This window comes from Streptomyces sp. NBC_00820, from assembly GCF_036347055.1.
GTDB lineage: Bacteria > Actinomycetota > Actinomycetes > Streptomycetales > Streptomycetaceae > Streptomyces.
Map to the genome: position 1 here is coordinate 163,347 of NZ_CP108882.1, position 15,167 is coordinate 178,513.

General features: G+C 68.8%; 15 protein-coding genes and 3 pseudogenes. 9 read left to right on the plus strand and 9 right to left on the minus strand.

Going from position 1 to position 15,167, the window contains the following annotated elements; genetic code table 11:
* Positions 1 to 78: 78 nt before the first annotated feature.
* From OIB37_RS00675 to OIB37_RS00690, 4 genes are all read right to left on the minus strand, one after another.
* Positions 79 to 1,014 (minus strand): GNAT family N-acetyltransferase, encoded by a 936-nt coding sequence (locus OIB37_RS00675; RefSeq protein ID WP_330455528.1) that lies wholly within the window; start codon positions 1,012 to 1,014, stop codon positions 79 to 81.
* Positions 1,015 to 1,124: 110 nt separating this feature from the next.
* Positions 1,125 to 1,472, minus strand: coding sequence for a YciI family protein (locus tag OIB37_RS00680; RefSeq protein ID WP_330455529.1), 348 nt, complete (start codon positions 1,470 to 1,472; stop codon positions 1,125 to 1,127).
* Complete coding sequence (locus OIB37_RS00685; protein ID WP_330455530.1) at positions 1,469 to 2,419, minus strand: Vgb family protein; 951 nt, start codon at positions 2,417 to 2,419, stop codon at positions 1,469 to 1,471. The genes OIB37_RS00680 and OIB37_RS00685 overlap by 4 nt, the downstream gene beginning before the upstream one ends.
* A complete protein-coding gene (locus tag OIB37_RS00690; RefSeq protein ID WP_330455531.1) occupies positions 2,416 to 3,093 on the minus strand; it encodes a CatB-related O-acetyltransferase in 678 nt (225 codons plus the stop codon). Before OIB37_RS00690 ends, OIB37_RS00685 begins: the two co-directional genes overlap by 4 nt.
* 270 nt (positions 3,094 to 3,363) lie before the next feature.
* On the opposite strand from OIB37_RS00690, the gene OIB37_RS00695 reads away from it, so the two are divergent.
* The gene (locus OIB37_RS00695) at positions 3,364 to 4,278 is read left to right on the plus strand and encodes a LysR family transcriptional regulator (RefSeq protein ID WP_330455532.1); all 915 of its coding nucleotides are present in this window, start codon (positions 3,364 to 3,366) and stop codon (positions 4,276 to 4,278) included.
* A gap of 312 nt (positions 4,279 to 4,590) precedes the next feature.
* On the opposite strand, the pseudogene OIB37_RS00700 reads toward OIB37_RS00695, so the two are convergent.
* A pseudogene (locus OIB37_RS00700) lies at positions 4,591 to 4,858 on the minus strand (IS110 family transposase); the annotation flags it as partial.
* Between the two features lie 268 nt (positions 4,859 to 5,126).
* On the opposite strand from OIB37_RS00700, the gene OIB37_RS00705 reads away from it, so the two are divergent.
* Positions 5,127 to 5,858, plus strand: a complete 732-nt coding sequence (locus OIB37_RS00705; RefSeq protein WP_329378868.1) for a DUF7873 family protein — start codon at positions 5,127 to 5,129, stop codon at positions 5,856 to 5,858.
* A gap of 637 nt (positions 5,859 to 6,495) precedes the next feature.
* Here the strand turns inward: OIB37_RS00705 and OIB37_RS36190 are convergent.
* Positions 6,496 to 6,792: a zinc-binding dehydrogenase gene (locus OIB37_RS36190; RefSeq protein ID WP_443058100.1), complete on the minus strand. Its 297-nt coding sequence runs from the start codon at positions 6,790 to 6,792 to the stop codon at positions 6,496 to 6,498.
* Here OIB37_RS36190 and OIB37_RS00715 point away from each other — a divergent pair.
* A protein-coding gene (locus OIB37_RS00715; protein WP_443058101.1) for an IS5 family transposase occupies positions 6,689 to 7,521 on the plus strand; the annotation gives its coding sequence in 2 pieces (ribosomal slippage) (positions 6,689 to 7,007 and positions 7,007 to 7,521; 834 coding nt in all). The two genes, OIB37_RS36190 and OIB37_RS00715, sit on opposite strands and share 104 nt — an antisense overlap.
* A gap of 15 nt (positions 7,522 to 7,536) precedes the next feature.
* On the opposite strand, the gene OIB37_RS00720 is transcribed toward OIB37_RS00715, so the two are convergent.
* A complete protein-coding gene (locus tag OIB37_RS00720; protein ID WP_330455533.1) occupies positions 7,537 to 8,424 on the minus strand; it encodes a helix-turn-helix domain-containing protein in 888 nt (295 codons plus the stop codon).
* A 125-nt stretch (positions 8,425 to 8,549) separates the two neighbouring features.
* Between OIB37_RS00720 and OIB37_RS00725 the strand changes: the two genes are divergently transcribed.
* Together OIB37_RS00725 and OIB37_RS00730 are read left to right on the plus strand one after the other, a co-directional pair.
* Entirely contained in the window at positions 8,550 to 9,935 is a 1,386-nt protein-coding gene (locus tag OIB37_RS00725) for an MFS transporter (protein ID WP_330455534.1), read from the plus strand.
* 194 nt (positions 9,936 to 10,129) lie between these two features.
* Positions 10,130 to 10,390: pseudogene (locus OIB37_RS00730) on the plus strand (transposase family protein); the annotation flags it as partial.
* On the opposite strand, the gene OIB37_RS00735 reads toward OIB37_RS00730, so the two are convergent.
* Together OIB37_RS00735 and OIB37_RS36195 are read right to left on the minus strand one after the other, a co-directional pair.
* On the minus strand, positions 10,357 to 10,953 hold the full coding sequence (locus OIB37_RS00735) for a hypothetical protein (protein WP_330455535.1): 597 nt from the start codon (positions 10,951 to 10,953) through the stop codon (positions 10,357 to 10,359). The pseudogene OIB37_RS00730 and the gene OIB37_RS00735 overlap by 34 nt on opposite strands.
* A 191-nt stretch (positions 10,954 to 11,144) precedes the next feature.
* Positions 11,145 to 11,369: pseudogene (locus tag OIB37_RS36195) on the minus strand (zinc-binding dehydrogenase); the annotation flags it as partial.
* Here OIB37_RS36195 and OIB37_RS00740 point away from each other — a divergent pair.
* The 4 genes from OIB37_RS00740 to trxB all read left to right on the plus strand — a co-directional run bounded on the left by OIB37_RS00740 (position 11,368) and on the right by trxB (position 15,147).
* Positions 11,368 to 11,598: a hypothetical protein gene (locus OIB37_RS00740; protein WP_330455536.1), complete on the plus strand. Its 231-nt coding sequence runs from the start codon at positions 11,368 to 11,370 to the stop codon at positions 11,596 to 11,598. The pseudogene OIB37_RS36195 and the gene OIB37_RS00740 sit on opposite strands and share 2 nt — an antisense overlap.
* 386 nt (positions 11,599 to 11,984) lie before the next feature.
* Entirely contained in the window at positions 11,985 to 13,007 is a 1,023-nt protein-coding gene (locus OIB37_RS00745) for an LLM class flavin-dependent oxidoreductase (protein WP_330455537.1), read from the plus strand.
* Between the two features lie 281 nt (positions 13,008 to 13,288).
* On the plus strand, positions 13,289 to 13,990 hold the full coding sequence (locus tag OIB37_RS00750; protein ID WP_330455538.1) for a type 1 glutamine amidotransferase domain-containing protein: 702 nt from the start codon (positions 13,289 to 13,291) through the stop codon (positions 13,988 to 13,990).
* 188 nt (positions 13,991 to 14,178) lie between these two features.
* The gene (gene trxB, locus OIB37_RS00755) at positions 14,179 to 15,147 is read left to right on the plus strand and encodes a thioredoxin-disulfide reductase (RefSeq protein ID WP_330455539.1); all 969 of its coding nucleotides are present in this window, start codon (positions 14,179 to 14,181) and stop codon (positions 15,145 to 15,147) included.
* Positions 15,148 to 15,167: the final 20 nt, after the last annotated feature.

Genomic DNA, 15,167 nt, shown 5'->3' on the forward strand with positions numbered 1-15,167 from the left:
CTCCTGCAGCTGACGCACACGCGAAGGTCGCACGGGAGAAGGTTGCCGGAGGAGAGACCCGAGAAGCAGCAGGTGGGGTCAGTCCCAGACCAGGTTGAGGGAGCGTTCGAAGTTGGCGTATCCGGCACGGGCGAAGGCTTTTGCCATGGGTACGTTGCCGAGGTCCGTCGATGCCCTGATCCGGTCGACGCCCTCGGCGGCCAGGATACGGGTGCCCTCGGCGAGAATTTCGTCGATGTAGCCGTTGCCGCGGTGCGCGGGCAGGACACCGATGTACGCGATGATCGGGTGGTAGTTGTTGCGGGCCGGGATCACGAAGCCCACCGGGCCGCCACCGTCGGGCAGTTCGGCGATGCGCCACCATTCATGCGGGCTCTTGAATCCGGCGAACTCCCCGTCGTAGTGCCGCTCGGCTGCCTCGCGAGGGCTCAGTCCGGATGCCAGGTCCGCCTGTCCGTGGGCGTCGAGGGTGCCTTCCATGACCGGGGTCATCAGGGCGAGGAGGTCCTCGCGGCCGGCCACCGGGCGGAAGACGAGACGCTCCTTGGGTTCCGGGAGTGGGGACAAGGGGGTCCACTGCAGTCGCAGCCGCTCGACCAGCAGCCGTGCACCGGTGCTCTCCAGCACGCGCGTGCGGGATTCGACCACCTCGCGGGCTGCGGGGTCCTCATGCCAGTCGGGCGGGACGAAGCGGCCGTACTCCGGCAGCTTGGCACCCGCCGGGAAGACGGTCGCCGCCGCTGTCCTGAACAGTCGCCGGCCGATCTCGTCGCGGTCGGCCTCGGGCAGCGTGTCGTCGATGTCGAAGAAGTCGAACTGCAGCGGGATGTCACCGCCTGGGGGCGCCCACCAGGCGAGCCGGGCGAGGAGGCGGTCGCCGTCCAGGGCCACCCAGGTCCACTCAGGGCGGCGGCATCCGTTCGCGAAGTCATCGGTCAGCTCGTGGTCCAGGACGTAGTGGAGCCGGCAGAAGAGTTCGATCTCCTCGGGGCCGGTCAGAGGTCGGTAGCTCACCGATGTCGGTATCAAGTCAACTCCTTGAAGGGGTACAGCGCTTGGGACCCATCCGGCGTGCTGGTCAGGCACGCCGGATGTCCGGGCGGAGGGCGGCGAGGGCCACCTGCTCAGGCCGATTCCAGGACGGGGCGGATTTCGAGCGCCTCCGGGGTGGGGAAGCCGCGGGCCAGCTCGACGGCCTCGGCGTGGTCGGCCACCTCCAGGACGAACCAGCCGCCGAGGGTCTCCTCGCCGCTGTGTACGGGTCCCTCGGTCACGGCCACGGACCCGTCCGCCGTTTTGCGCACGGTGACGGGGCCTTGGTGCTCGGTGTCAAGGGCGTCGCCGCCCGCCAGTTTGCCCGCTGCCGCGAGCTCGCCGATCCACTTCTCGTACGCATTGCGGTAGGCGTCGCGGTCGGCCTGGATCCGGGCGCGTGACGCGTGCGTCTCGAAGATCACGAGTGCGTATTTCATGGGGTGTTCCTCTGTTCGGTGTTCCTGGTGGTGGTGTGGGTTCCAGTGGTGGTGTGGGTTCTGGTGGTGGGTGAGATGCGGGCCAGTGCGCCTGTCTCCAGGGCCGTCCACAGGGCGCCGTCCGGGCCCACCGTGATCCCGTGCGGTTCGGAGCCCGGCGTGGGCAGGTCGTGGACGGTGACCGTGCCGTCGGCAGTGATCGAGCCGACGCGGTTGCCGGCCCACTCGGTGAACCACGCGGTGCCGTCGGCGTCGGTGGTGACGGCATGCGGCCGGGCCGAGCGGTCGGGCAGCGGATACTCGGTGATCTGGCCGTCGGGCGCGCGGTGACCGATCTGACCGGCGGCGATCTCGGTGAACCAGACGCCACCGTCATGGCTCGCGGCGATACCCACCGGGGCGGCGGCCTCGGTGGGCAGATCGTGAATCGTGATGCGGCCGTCCATGCCGATGCGGCCGATGGCGTTGGCCTGGTTCATCGTGAACCACATCGCGTCCCCGGCCGCTGTGATCGCGGAGGGGAACGCGCCGGTGCACGGCAGCGGATACTCCGTGACCGATCCGTCGGTGGTGAGGCGGCCGATGCGGTCGGCGGCGGTTTCGGTGAACCACAGCGCGCCGTCCGGGCCCGCGGCGATACCGAAGGGACCGCACCGCGCGGTCGGCAGCGCGAACTCCGTCATGTGGCCGGCCGTCGTGATCCTGCCGATCCGGTGCGCCCGGTACTGGGTGAACCACAGGGCGCCGTCCGGCCCGTTGCTGATCACCGTCGGACCGCTGTCCGGGGCGACCTGATGGCTGGTCGGCTTCTGTCCCGGGACGAGTCGGCCGATCTGGCCGCTGTGCACCATGGTGAACCACAGTGCGCCGTCCGGGCCGGTGGTGATCGCGTACGGGCCGCTGTCGCGACCGGACACCACGTACTCTTCGACGGTCCGCGTCGTCACTGCTGCTCCAGACCTTCGGCGGCGGCGATGCGCTCGATGTCCTGCGGGGAACCGGCCATGATGGTGCGCGCGTGCGCGGTGACCAGCTCGACGGGCCAGTCCCACCAGGCGGCGCGCACGAGCCGTTCGATGTCGCTGTCGTCGAAGCGCTGTCTGATCGTTCGGGCGGGGTTCCCGCCCACTACGGTGTACGGCGGCACGTCGGCGGTGACCATCGCACCGGCCGCGATCACGGCACCGTCACCGATCCGTACTCCCGGCATCACGGTGGCTCCGTATCCGAACCACACGTCGTTGCCGACCGCCGTGTCCCCGCGGCTGGGCATGCCGGTGACGATGTCGAGGGTCTGCTCGGCCCACTCCCCACCAAACATGGTGAAGGGGAAGGTGGACACCCCCATCGACGGGTGGTCGGCGCCCGCCATCAGGAATCGAGTGCCCGTGGCGATCGCGCAGTACTTGCCGATGATCAGCCGTTCAGGACCGTAGGCGTAGAGCACATTGCGCTGGACGAAGTCGGTCGCGCCGTCGGGGTCGTCGTAGTAGGTGAAGTCACCTGCCACGACGTTGGTTCCGGCGACCAGTGGTTTGAGGAAGACGACCCGCTCGTGGGCAGGCAGCGGGTGGAGCGTGGCCGGGTCAGGTGTCCGGGCAGCGCTCGGGTCGAATGGCACGTGGGAATCCCTCCTTGGGGGTTCGTGCGCGGCGGTCGGGGCCCGGGGCGTGAGGCCCAGGGCCGGTAAGGTACGCGACTTCCGCGCGGTCCGGGTCTTGCGGGCCGTCGGCTGGATCGAGCGAGCCGATCCTGCTGTCTCGTGCCGGTTCATGCCGCCACCTGAGCGGGGGCCGACCGGCTCGGCACCCAGCATGCGGAGCGAGCAGCCCGGGAGCAACGGGCGATCTTGTTATCGTCGTTAACCCAGAGGTTCATGAACTCGGGGGCCGTGAGGGAACCGGGGGGCGGAATGGAACTGCGGGACATAGAGATCTTCCTGATGCTCGCGGAGGAACTCCACTTCGGCCGCAGCGCCGAACGCCTTCATGTCTCCCCAGCCCGTGTCAGTCAGGCGATCAAGAAGCAGGAACGCGTCATCGGCGCTCAGCTCTTCGAGCGGACCAGCCGCCACGTGCGGTTGACCCCGGTCGGAGAGGTGCTGCTCCAGCGGCTGAAGCCGGCATACGAGGGCATCCAGGATGCTATAGCCGAGGTGACCACCATCGCCCGCCATCCGTCCGGCACGCTGACGCTGGGGGTCATGGGTGCGCAGATGCATGACATGCGCCCGGTCCTGGCCCATTTCCGGGCCGGGCACCCGTCCGTCGAACTCCGGTTCAAAGAGGTGTTCTTCAGCGATCCGTTCGGAGCCTTGCGGGCCGGTGAGGTCGACGCGGTGACCACCTGGCTGCCCGTTCGCGAGCCGGACCTGACCGTCGGGGTGGTGCTGCGCGAGGAACCGCTCCACTTGATGGTGGCCACCCACCACCCGCTCGCCCGGCAGGAGTCGGTGAGCGTGGAGGTACTCGGTGACCACATCGTGCCGCGCCTGAACGGACCTCTTCCCGCCTACTGGGAGAGCGCGGTCCTGCCGGCCCGCACACCGGCCGGACGCCCTGTCCGCCGCGGCCCGGCCGTCTCGACCTTCAACGAGATCCTTGCCCTCGTCGCGACAGACGACGTGGTGTGTACGGTCCCCGACGAGGGACGGCGCTACAACGCGCAGCCCGACGTCACCTTCCTGCCCCTCCACGATGCCCCGCCCGTCCAGTGGGCCCTGATCTGGCGCACCGACAGCGCGACCCCACTGGTACGCGCACTCGCCGAGGCTGCGACGGACTACGGGCACGCAACGGAGCGATAGGTACGGGATGCGACGGCGTCGGTGCTGTCGTCCGTGACACCACCCCGCCACCACCCGCCACCACCCACAAGCCACGGCAAGCGCGACCAGCCACCCTGCGGCGTCATCGCCTTCTGCACGTCCACCAGGCAGGCAGTCAACCCGAACAGCACCGTTTCCCAAGCCAAGGACGCCTCCGGCTGAAACTGCAGCTGATGGCACTCCGATTCGGTCCGTCACCCCGAAGGGTGAAGCCCGGCAACCTTGCCAGAGGGACACGAACGCCCCCGCAGCGCGCCCGGCGCACGGATTCGGCCCCGGCGGGCTCGGTCCAGCGATGACAGCAACCGTTTCGGCGCCGCGGACACCGCGGTTGGCGAGCCAGGCCGTCAGCCTGGCCCGACCGGCCTGTGAGCACGTCACGCAGACGATTGACCATCCGCACGCGGTCGGCCACCATGCCCGACCGAGGTGCGGTCGATAGCGCGAGGTCGGCGGCCGGCTGGGCAGGCCCCTTGACAACTGCGAAGTCCTGTCGCCGGCGGACGGTTTCAGCGATGACATAGGCGTCACGAGCATCGGACTCGACCTCACCCCGCCAGTGCCGTGACCGGAAAGGTTCACCGTGTCGCGGCGGCCGGCATGGCGCCTCGCCGCGTTGTCGGACCACCGAGGTACGTCCGGTAGGAGCCGTGGCCCTCCGCCTTGCGATGCACCGCACGGGTCGCCGGCTGGGCGGCCTCCTTGCGGCTGGTGTCCTTCGCGCCCCGGTCCGGGCTCACACTCGCCGCCCCGCCCTCTCGGCCGGAAGGGACGGGGCAGGCGTTTAATCGGATGTGCGTGCGGCGCGGGGTTGTTAGGTTCGCCGTGTGCCGAAGCTGAATCAGATCATCGCAGTCGAAAAGGGCGTCAAGTCCAAGGCCCTCCAAGAGCTCACCCAGGCTCACCAGGACGTGCAGAAGCCCGCCCTGCTGGCCGGCATCTCCCGGACCTACCAGCCCAAGGACGAGGAGGGCGAGCAGCTGCCGCCCGAGTCCACGCGGGTGCAGATCAAGGCCGAGGACGCTCTGCGGGCGACTGCCGGGACGCTGACGCGGCTCTTCGACGTGACCGCGACGAAGGACTGGGCGAACCGGTCCGCGGTCGCGGACGTGGTGGTCGACGGTACTGTGCTGTTGCCCCAGGTGCCCGTCCCGTACCTGTTGTTCCTGGAGAAGCAACTCACCGACCTGCACACCTTCGTGCGCAAGCTGCCGGTGCTCGACGCCTCCGAGTCGTGGAACCTGGACCCCTCGACGGACTCGTGGAAGACGGACCCGGTGCGGACCATCCGCACGAAGAAGGTTCCGCGCAACCACGTGAAGGCCGAGGCCACGGAGAAGCACCCGGCGCAGGTCGAGGTGTACTACGAGGACGTCCCAGTCGGTTACTGGACCACGGTGAAGTTCTCCGGCGCGCTGCCCGCCCGTCGGGTCAACGAGCTCCTCGACCGCGTCGAGAAGCTCCAGCAGTCCGTCAAGTTCGCCCGCGAGGAGGCGAACAACACCGAGGTCACCGACCAACGGGTCGGCGAAGCGGTATTCGGCTACCTCTTCCGGTAGCCCCCACATACGCCCTCCGTCGCGAGCGGAGGGTGCGCGATGAGCGCAAGCTGAAACTGATGTTGAAGCTGATGAAGGGGTGTCAGTTGGGGGTTCGAATCCCTCTCCCCGCACCACGTGCGGGGGTGGCCCAAGCCTGGCAGAGGCGGCCCCGTGAAACTCAGATTCTCGCTCCAGTCTCAGTATTCGCCGCCGAACACCGGATCGACCGAGCGTGGGCGAACATCGACGGATGGGGGTTCAAGTCCCCTCGGCGCCTCTCTCGTGGCGCTGTAGTTCAAAGGCAGAACACGTCGATCTCAACATGACCCGCGGTTCTTAAACGCCGCCGGTGTGCGCAAATGGGTGGCAAGCTGGAGCCCGGGAGCTGGACATGCTCCCGGGCTCCGTCACGTTCCTGGCCGCCGCTGACGCCCGTCGTTCGGATCATCTGGTAGTTGGCCAAGGCTGCTGACTGAAGAGTCGATCCCAGTTCCGATTGTGGCGTACGCGTCGGCACAAAGGACTTCCGCGAGGGCTCACTGGACCAGTGCGATGTGGGGATGGTCCGGGGACTTCGGGCACACGTGGAGCTGGCCAGGCGGCCAGTGGCGCCTGCGTCCACCAGGGCACCGTCGCCCAGCCACCGTCTCCGGCGTCAGGAGGCCCGCAGGACGATCTTCCCGGTCGTATGCCCCTTCTGGCTGAGCCGCCATGCCTCGGCGACGTCCGCCAGCGGTAGTTCCCGCTCGACATGGACCGTGAGCTTCCCGGCGTCCGCGAGGCTGCCCAGCTCCGTCAGGCCGGCGTGGTCCGGACGGACGAAGACGTAGCGGCCGCCGCGCTCCCGGATGGCGGGGTCGACGCGGATCGAGCCGTTGCTCCCGGACCGGACGCCGAAGCGGGGTGGCCGCTGGCGTGACCACCGGGAGGTGATCGACGCGATCGCCTTCAAGTTCCAGACCGGAACGCAGTGGGTCCACCTGCCGGAGAAGTATGGCAACTGGCGGGGCGTCTACAACCGGCTGCGGATGTGGGCCGTCGACGGCACCTGGGAGCGGGTATTCACCGCGCTGATGGCCCAGGCCGACGCCGACGAGGACCTCAACTGGGCGGTCTCGGTGGACTCCACGATCGTGCGTGCTCACCAGCACGCGGCCGGGGCCCGCCAAAAGGGGCCCCGGCCGGCGAGCCGGACGACCACGCCATCGGCCGGTCCCGCGGCGGACTGACCACAAAGATCCACCTCGCCGCCGACGGCCGCTGCCGTCCGCTGACCTTCGTCCTTACCGCCGGGCAGGCCGGCAACGCGCCCGCATTCACGGACGTCGTGGACCGCCTGCGCGTTCCCCGACCGCGAGGACGGCCCCGGACCCGGCCGGACGTGGTCCTGGCCGACAAGGCGTACTCCTCCCGCGCGATCCGCGACCACCTGCGCAAACGCAGCATCCGCGCGGTGATCCCCGTCCCGGCGGACCAGCGCGGCCATCGACCACGTCGCGGGAGCCGAGGCGGCAGGCCGCCCGCCTTCGACCGCGAGGCATACAAGCAGCGCAACACCGTCGAGCGGTGCATCAACCGCCTCAAGCAGTGGCACGGCATCGCCACCCGCTACGAGAAGACAGCCACGATCTACCTGGCCGGACTCCACGTCGCGGGCATCTTCCTCTGGTCCGCCCGATGATCCGAACGAAACCCCCTAGCCCTGTCTCCGGGAGGGTGAGACGGGCGCCGTCTCGCCGGAACCGACGGACGGGCCGGAGGCGGCGAGGTCGAGGAGCGTCATCTTGTCGTGGTCCGGGCTGCCGGGCGGCGCCATGTAGATGACGAGGCGCTGGCCTTGTGCGCGGTTGAGGGACAGCCCCTCGTGCGAGAGCGTCATCGTGCCGACCTCCGGGTGTCGGAGCGTCTTCTCGCCGTTGCCGATCGTGTGCACCTCGTACCGCTCCCAGAGCCGGTTGAAGTCGGGGCTCTTGACGATTAGCTCACCTACGAGTGCGGCGAGATCCGGGGCGTCCGGATCGGTGCCCGCGATCGCCCGCAACTGGGCGACGCACCCCTTGGCCTTCTGTTCCCAGTCCGCCCACAGCTCGCGGGCAGCTGGGTGCAGGAAGGTGTACCGGACGGTGTTCCGCTGCCGCTCCGGCCAGTCGGCGATGCCGTGGAGCAGCCGCAGCCCGCCGGGATTGGCCGCCAGCAGGTCGTTGGTGCGGCTCACGACGTACGCCGGGTTGGGCCGGAGCGTCTCCAGAAGCTGCGTGACGGTCGGACGGACCCGCCGTGACGGCAGGGGACGGGGCTCGGGCGCACGCCGCGCCGCCCGCGCCGCCAGTTCGTGCAGGAAGCCGCTCTCCTCCTGGTTGAGGCGGAGCGCGTCGGCCAGCGCCTCGACCACGGAGGGACTCGGACGGGTCTCCTTGCCGCGTTCCAGACGTATGTAGTAGTCGATGCTCACACCGGCCAGCGCCGCCAGCTCCTCCCGGCGCAGACCCGGCGTACGGCGCGTGCCGGTTCCGGCGGGCAGTCCTACGTCTGCCGGGCGTACGTCGCCACGGCGAGCGCGCAGAAACTTCCCGAACTCGGTCATGCCGTCATTCTGCCAGCGTGTGATCAGGGGTCCAGACCGGAGCCTGGCCCTGTTACACCCACCTATGGCGCACCCCGGAAGATCACGGTCTGCCTCGTCCTCGCGAGCCTCACCAGTCTGGACGGATGACCACTCTTGAACGAGCCCGCGCGTCACAGGATGCCCGGCAACGCGCGGCCGCACCGAAGCTGATCCTGGCGACCACGTTCATGGGCATCTTTCTGCTCAACCTCAACACCATGGCGATGAACGTGGCGCTGCCCGGGATCGGGCGGACCTTCGGCGGCAGCACGGCGGGACTGCAATGGATCGTGGACGCCTACACGCTGATGTTCGCCGCACTCCTGCTTTCCGCGGGCACGCTCTCCGACCGCATCGGGGCGAGCCGCGCGTTCGGCGCCGGCGTCGCGGTCTTCACGGTCGCCTCGGTGGCCTGCGGACTGGCGCCGGGGCTGGGCGAGCTGATCGCCGCCCGCCTGATCCAGGGGAGCGCGGCGGCAATCATGCTGCCCTCCTCGCTGGCCCTCGTCCGGCAGGCCTTCCCGGACGCGGCCGAACGGGCACGGGCCATCGCGCTGTGGACCGTTGGCGGAGCCGTCGCGGTTGCCGCCGGCCCGGTGGCCGGCGGGGTGCTGTCCAGCACTCTGAGCTGGCGGGCGATTTTCGTCGTCAACCTGCCCGTCGGCATCGCCACCCTCGCGGTGTTGACTCGCGCGGAGCGCTCGCCGCGCCGTGCTACGCCGCTCGATCCGTACGGCCAGCTCACGGCGATCGTCGCGCTCGCGGCGCTCACCTTCGCGGTGATCGACGGAGGGGAGAACGGCTTCGGCGAGCCCGTGGTGCTGGGCTGCCTGGGGCTCGCCGCAGTGGCGACGGCCGCGTTCATCATGATCGAGGCACGTACCGCCGCGCCGTTGGTCCCGCTCGACCTCTTCCGTTCGCGCACAGTGACGGTTTCGGTCGCGATCGGCTTCGTCGCCAATGCCGCGTTCTACGGGCTGGTGTTCGTGCTGAGCCTGTTCTTTCAGGACGTTCTGAACCTGTCCGTCATGGCCGCGGGGCTGATGTTCCTACCGATGATGGCCGTGATCGCCGGAGCCAACCTGGCCTCGGCCAGGGCTGCGGCACGCTTTGGGCCGCGAATGCCGATCGCCGTGGGACAAGCGATCTTCGCGCTGACGATGTTCAGCCTGCTCTGGGTCGACGAGGGCACCAGCAGACCAGTGATCGCGGCGATGCTCATCCCGGTCGGCCTCGGCCTGGGTTTCTTCGTACCTTCCCTGACCGCCATCCTGCTGAACGACATCGCCGCAGATCGGGCCGGAATGGCCGCCGGGATCCTGAACTCCTTCCGGCAGACGGGCGGCGCGCTCGCCGTGGCCGTCTTCGGAGCCTTGGTCGCGGACCGGGGTGAGTTCATTGTGGGTCTGCGGGTCGCCTTGTGCGTCGCGGCTGTGATGCTGACAGCCAGCACGGCCGCGGCCCTCATGCTGCCGCGCGGCCGTCGCTGACGGGACGGTGACAGGGATGTCTGGCGCGGGGCCCGGTATGACTCAACCTGCGGAAGCCGGGCGGCGCACGTCGTGAGGGCGCTCCTCACCTCGCCTCGGCCGGGTGAGGGGCACCCCGACCTTCAGATCGGCCAACGACCTCGTGCACGGGTGGCCGTGGCTCGGTAATCAGGTGGCTCGTTGTGCTGTGCATGATGGGGGCTGGCGCGCGTGAGTTGATCGTGGCGGAGTACCGGGTCACTGGGCTGTCGCCGGATGTGATCGCTGAACTCATCGCAGAGGTAGGGCCGTTGTGGCACGAGCGGCATCAGGCGCGGCTCGCGGCTCGGCCGCGGCGGCGGGCTGTAGGAGCCGGGGCGAAGCACAAGTTCGTTTTCGTCGACCGGCTGGCCACGCTGGTGAATCTGCGTCATGGCACCACTCATGACGTGTTGGGCTGCTGGTTCGGCGTGGATCGCTCCACCATCACGCGTGCCATCGGCGAGGTGCGGCCTCTGCTGGCGCAACGGGGTTGCACCGTCGCGCCGGGCATGCGGCTGTGCACTCTCGCCGAGGTCATCGAGCACACGGGCGTCAACGGCCGGACCGGGATTGTCGACGTGCCGTCAGCGGCCAAGGCGCCGGTGCGGGCGAGCGCGGCGAGCAGGGCGGCGTGGGCCCGCACCCGAACGGGTAGCGAGCCGACGGCGGCGGCCGTGCGTGCGGCCAGGTCGGCGTAGTGGCCGGAGCGGTCGGCAAGGGCCTGCGCCAGCCAGCCGTCGACCGCTGTGGCGCGGTAGTCGCCGCGCTGGACCAGGACGTCGCGGGCGGCCTCGTCTCCCGGCCGGCTCTCCACGGTCCGGTCGAGTCGGCCGGCTCCGGCGAGGTGCCCGAGTTCGTCGGCGCGGGCGGCGAGCTGCTGCTCCTGGAGGCGCTGCTGCTCGGCTTCGGCTGCTCGCCGGTCGGCGGCGAGTTCGTCCTGGACGACGACGTCGGACTTGGGGTCGTAGACGCCGCCGGTGGTGGCGAGCAGTTGCACGAGGGTCCCACGCCACTTTTCCGACCGTGCGCCGGGCGCGGTGACGGGTGAAACGCGGACGTCTCCGGACCGAACCGCCGCGAAAGATCGTTCGCTGCTTCGGTCAGGGCATCACGCTGCCCGTATAGGAGCGGGAGCCGGCATCCCTGGGCAGCCTTCCCGGACGCCATGAGTTCCCGGGTATTGATGGACGTTTGCATGGTGCTGGCACCGCCGTACACGGCCATACGCCCCAGGGGAACAAGAGCCTCCATCGTCGTTCGAAGAGTGTCTCCGCCGTTCATCTCCAGCGCGGCATTCGCGACGCCGCCTGCAGCCTCTGCGAGATCTTCAGCGAGAGTGTCGGAGGTGCTGTCCACTACCGCGTCGGCGCCCAGCCGGTACGCGAAGGACCGCCTGCCCGGCACACTGGCCATGGCTACCACACGCGCCCCCGCGCGCTCGACGAGCTGGACGGCGAGGGAGCCGCCGCCACCCGCCGCGTCGGGGACGATCACCGTCTCTCCGGACTCCACGCGCAGAACCCTGTACGGCAGGTGCCAGGCGCTGTGCTCCTGGAGGGTGAGCGTCAACGCGGTGTCGTCGTCGATGTCGTGCGGGATGGAGAACGTGGTGAGGAGTTGGGCCTGGGAGACCCGCGCGTAGCCGCCGCCTCGCATTAGTGCGACCACGAATCCTGCGCAGGTTGCCTCGATGCGCCGGCCAGCTCGGTCCTCGGTTCCGGGAGGTCCTTCACCTCCGGGACCTCAGGGCCTCCGCAGCTCTCCATCACGACCCCTCGCACTGGACACCTCCGCGTCTGCTTACAGGTTCCGGGATCAAAATAAAGCCATGCGAAAGTGCTGCTCATTTTATCTGCGCGATACAGAAAGGCCGACATGCCTTGTCGGGGTTGAAGATGTAAAATAGTGCTGGTTTCGCGCCGTAATCCGACTGAGATTCACATGACTTCGACAGCGGTTAATCGGTCGTTGTTCTCTGAATTTATACGCAGAGCGTGAATCGAAAGAGCCGAGAAGGATCCAGCCGATATGTCGCTATCGCAAGTTCCGCTGTCGATCCTCGACCTCGTACCCGTCGCCTCCGGCACCGACACGAACACGGCGCTCAACCAGTCCTTGGAGCTGGCGCAGCTCGCCGACTCGCTCGGCTATCACCGGTATTGGTACGCCGAGCACCACAATGTCGTCACGTTCGCCTCCTCGGCGACGTCACTGCTCATCGGCCGGGCGGCCGAGCACACAAAGCGCATCCGGCTCGGATCGGGCGGCGTGATGCTGCCCAACCACAGCCCGCTGATGGTGGCGGAGTACTACGGCACACTCGCCGAGATGTTCGGTGACCGCATCGACCTCGGGCTCGGCCGCGCCCCGGGAACGGACCCGGTGACGGCGGCCGCCCTGCGCCGTGGCGCCGCGGCCACCGACACGTTCGTCCAGGACGTCGTCGAGCTGCATCGCTACCTCAGTTCCCATGACGCGGAAGGGGCATCGGTGAATGCGCTGCCGGGCCGAGGTACCGAGGTCCCGCTCTGGATGCTCGGGTCGAGCCTCGACGGTGCGGCGGTCGCCGCCTACCTGGGGTTGCCGTACGCCTTCGCCTCGCATTTCGCCCCTCAGATGCGGCACGAGGCGCTGGCGCTGTACCGCTCACGCTTCTCTGCGGAGTTCGGCATCGCCGAGATCAAGCGGCCCTACGCCATGGCGGGTGTCAACGTGCTCGTGGCGCCCACCGACGACGAGGCGCGTTTCCTGTTCACCACGGCCCAGCAGATGGCCGCAGGCATCTACACGGGCCGGCGCGGCCCGCTGCAACCGCCGGTCAAGGATCTGGCGGCCTTGATCAGTCCCGATGTCGCGCGCTTCGTGGACGATTTCCAGCAGGTGCGTGCGGTCGGGTCTCCGGAAACGGTCGTTGCCGAGCTGGAGGCGATCGTCGCGGACCTGGAGGTCGAGGAACTCATCATCACGACCTACACCCATGACCCCGCGCACCGGTCGCGTTCGTTCGCGCTGCTGGCCGAGGCGTGGGGTCTCCCCGGCCCCGCCGGTTGAGTCGACCGCCGGGGGTCGTCCAGAACACGCTGATCCGCCGGGGCGGCGATGGTCGTGACACGGACACCGACAGGCGATTGGTCATGGAGCCATCGACGCGCTGCCGACCGGATACATGTGTGATGTCCTGGACGAGTCGGACATCCGTGAGGGTGCCGTGGTCCGGCAATGCCACATATCTGACACCTGAGAGACATCCTCATAGACACGCGTGAGCAGGGGCCGGCCTCCCGGCGACCTGACGGCATCCCGGTCCTGAGGAAGGGGAGTGGGCAGTAGCGATGGCAAGGATCTTGATGGTGCTGTCGGGCGTCGACTACTGGACGCTCGCCAACGGCACCAAGCACCCGAGCGGATATTGGGCCGAAGAGTTCGTGGTTCCGCACCGCATCCTCAGCGAGGCGGGGTTCACCGTGGACATCGCGGCCCCCGACGGCGGCAAGCCCACCCCCGACCCGGTGAGCCTCAAGCCCGAGGTCGCGGGCCCCGAGGCACCCGAGTACGCCGCCTACATCGAGCAGCACGCCGCGGAACTGGCCGGCCCGCTGCCGCTGTCCGAGGTCGACGTGGACGTGTACGACGCGATCTTCATCCCCGGTGGACACGCCCCGATGGAGGACCTGGCCCACGACCCCGACCTCGGCCGGGTCCTGCGGGAGGCCGAAGCCGTCAAGAAGATCATCGCGCCGGTGTGCCACGGCCCGGCCGCACTGCTGTCGGCGAACCTGCCGGGTGGCCGCTGGCTCTTCGAGGGCCGGACGCTGGCCGCGTTCAGCAATGAGGAGGAGCGGCTAAACGGCACTGCGGACGTCGCCCCCTGGCTGTTGGAGAACGTGCTGAGGTCGCGGGGCGGCACGGTCGAGGACGTCAAGGCGTGGGCTCCGCACGTCATCGTCGACGGCAACCTGCTCTCCGGGCAGAACCCGGCCTCGGCCGGCCCGCTGGCCGAGAAGGTCGTCGCCGTACTCAAGGACGGCCGCTGATCCCACACATCAGCCCGACGCTCTTCGCTCATGTCCGCTGGGGCACACGCCTAGGGGGTGTCTCGGACGGACGACGCACGGAAAGCAGGATCAGTAGGCCAGATGACGCCGGAAAGTTCAGACACCAAACCAGAGCACTCAGGTAGGGCCGGTCGGATTGACGCCGAGCAGAGACGAGGAGTCCAGTCGTGAGCGACGTCCGTGACGTGATCATCATCGGCTCCGGGCCCGCCGGCTATACGGCGGCGCTCTACACCGCGCGCGCGTCGCTGAAGCCCTTGGTGTTCGAGGGCGCCGTCACGGCGGGCGGTGCGCTGGTGAACACCACCGAGGTGGAGAACTACCCGGGCTTTCCCGACGGCATCATGGGCCCGGAGCTCATGGAGAAGATGCGCGCCCAGGCCGAGCGTTTCGGTGCCGAGCTCATTCCGGACGATGTCGTCTCTGTCGACCTGGCGGGCGACATCAAGACCGTCACGGACTCCGCGGGCGACGTCTACAGGGCGAAGTCCGTCATCGTGGCCACCGGCTCGCAGCACCGCAAGCTGGGTCTGCCGAACGAGGACGCTCTCTCCGGCCGCGGTGTCTCCTACTGCGCCACCTGTGACGGGTTCTTCTTCAAGGACCAGGACATCGCCGTGATCGGTGGCGGTGACACCGCCTTGGAGGAGGCGACCTTCCTTACCCGGTTCGCCAGGTCCGTGACCGTCATCCACCGCCGGAACACCCTGCGCGCCTCCAAGGCGATGCAGGAGCGTGCCTTCGCCGACCCGAAGATCAAGTTCATCTGGGACACCGAGGTGGTCGAGATCCTGGGCGACCCGAAGCTGACCGGTCTGAAGCTGCGCAACCTCAAGACCGGCGAGATCTCGGACCTGCCGGTGACGGGTCTGTTCATCGCGATCGGCCACGACCCGCGCAGCGAGCTGTTCAAGGGCCAGCTGGACCTCGACCCCGAGGGCTACCTGATGGTCGACGCGCCCTCCACCCGGACCAACGTGCCAGGTGTCTTCGGCGCCGGCGACGTCGTCGACCACACCTACCGCCAGGCGATCACCGCCGCCGGAACCGGCAGCGCCTCCGCTCTCGATGCCGAGCGTTTCCTCGCCGCACGAGCGGACGAGCCGGAGCTGGAGCCGGAGAAGACCTCCGTCTGACCTCCCGCCCCACTACTGCT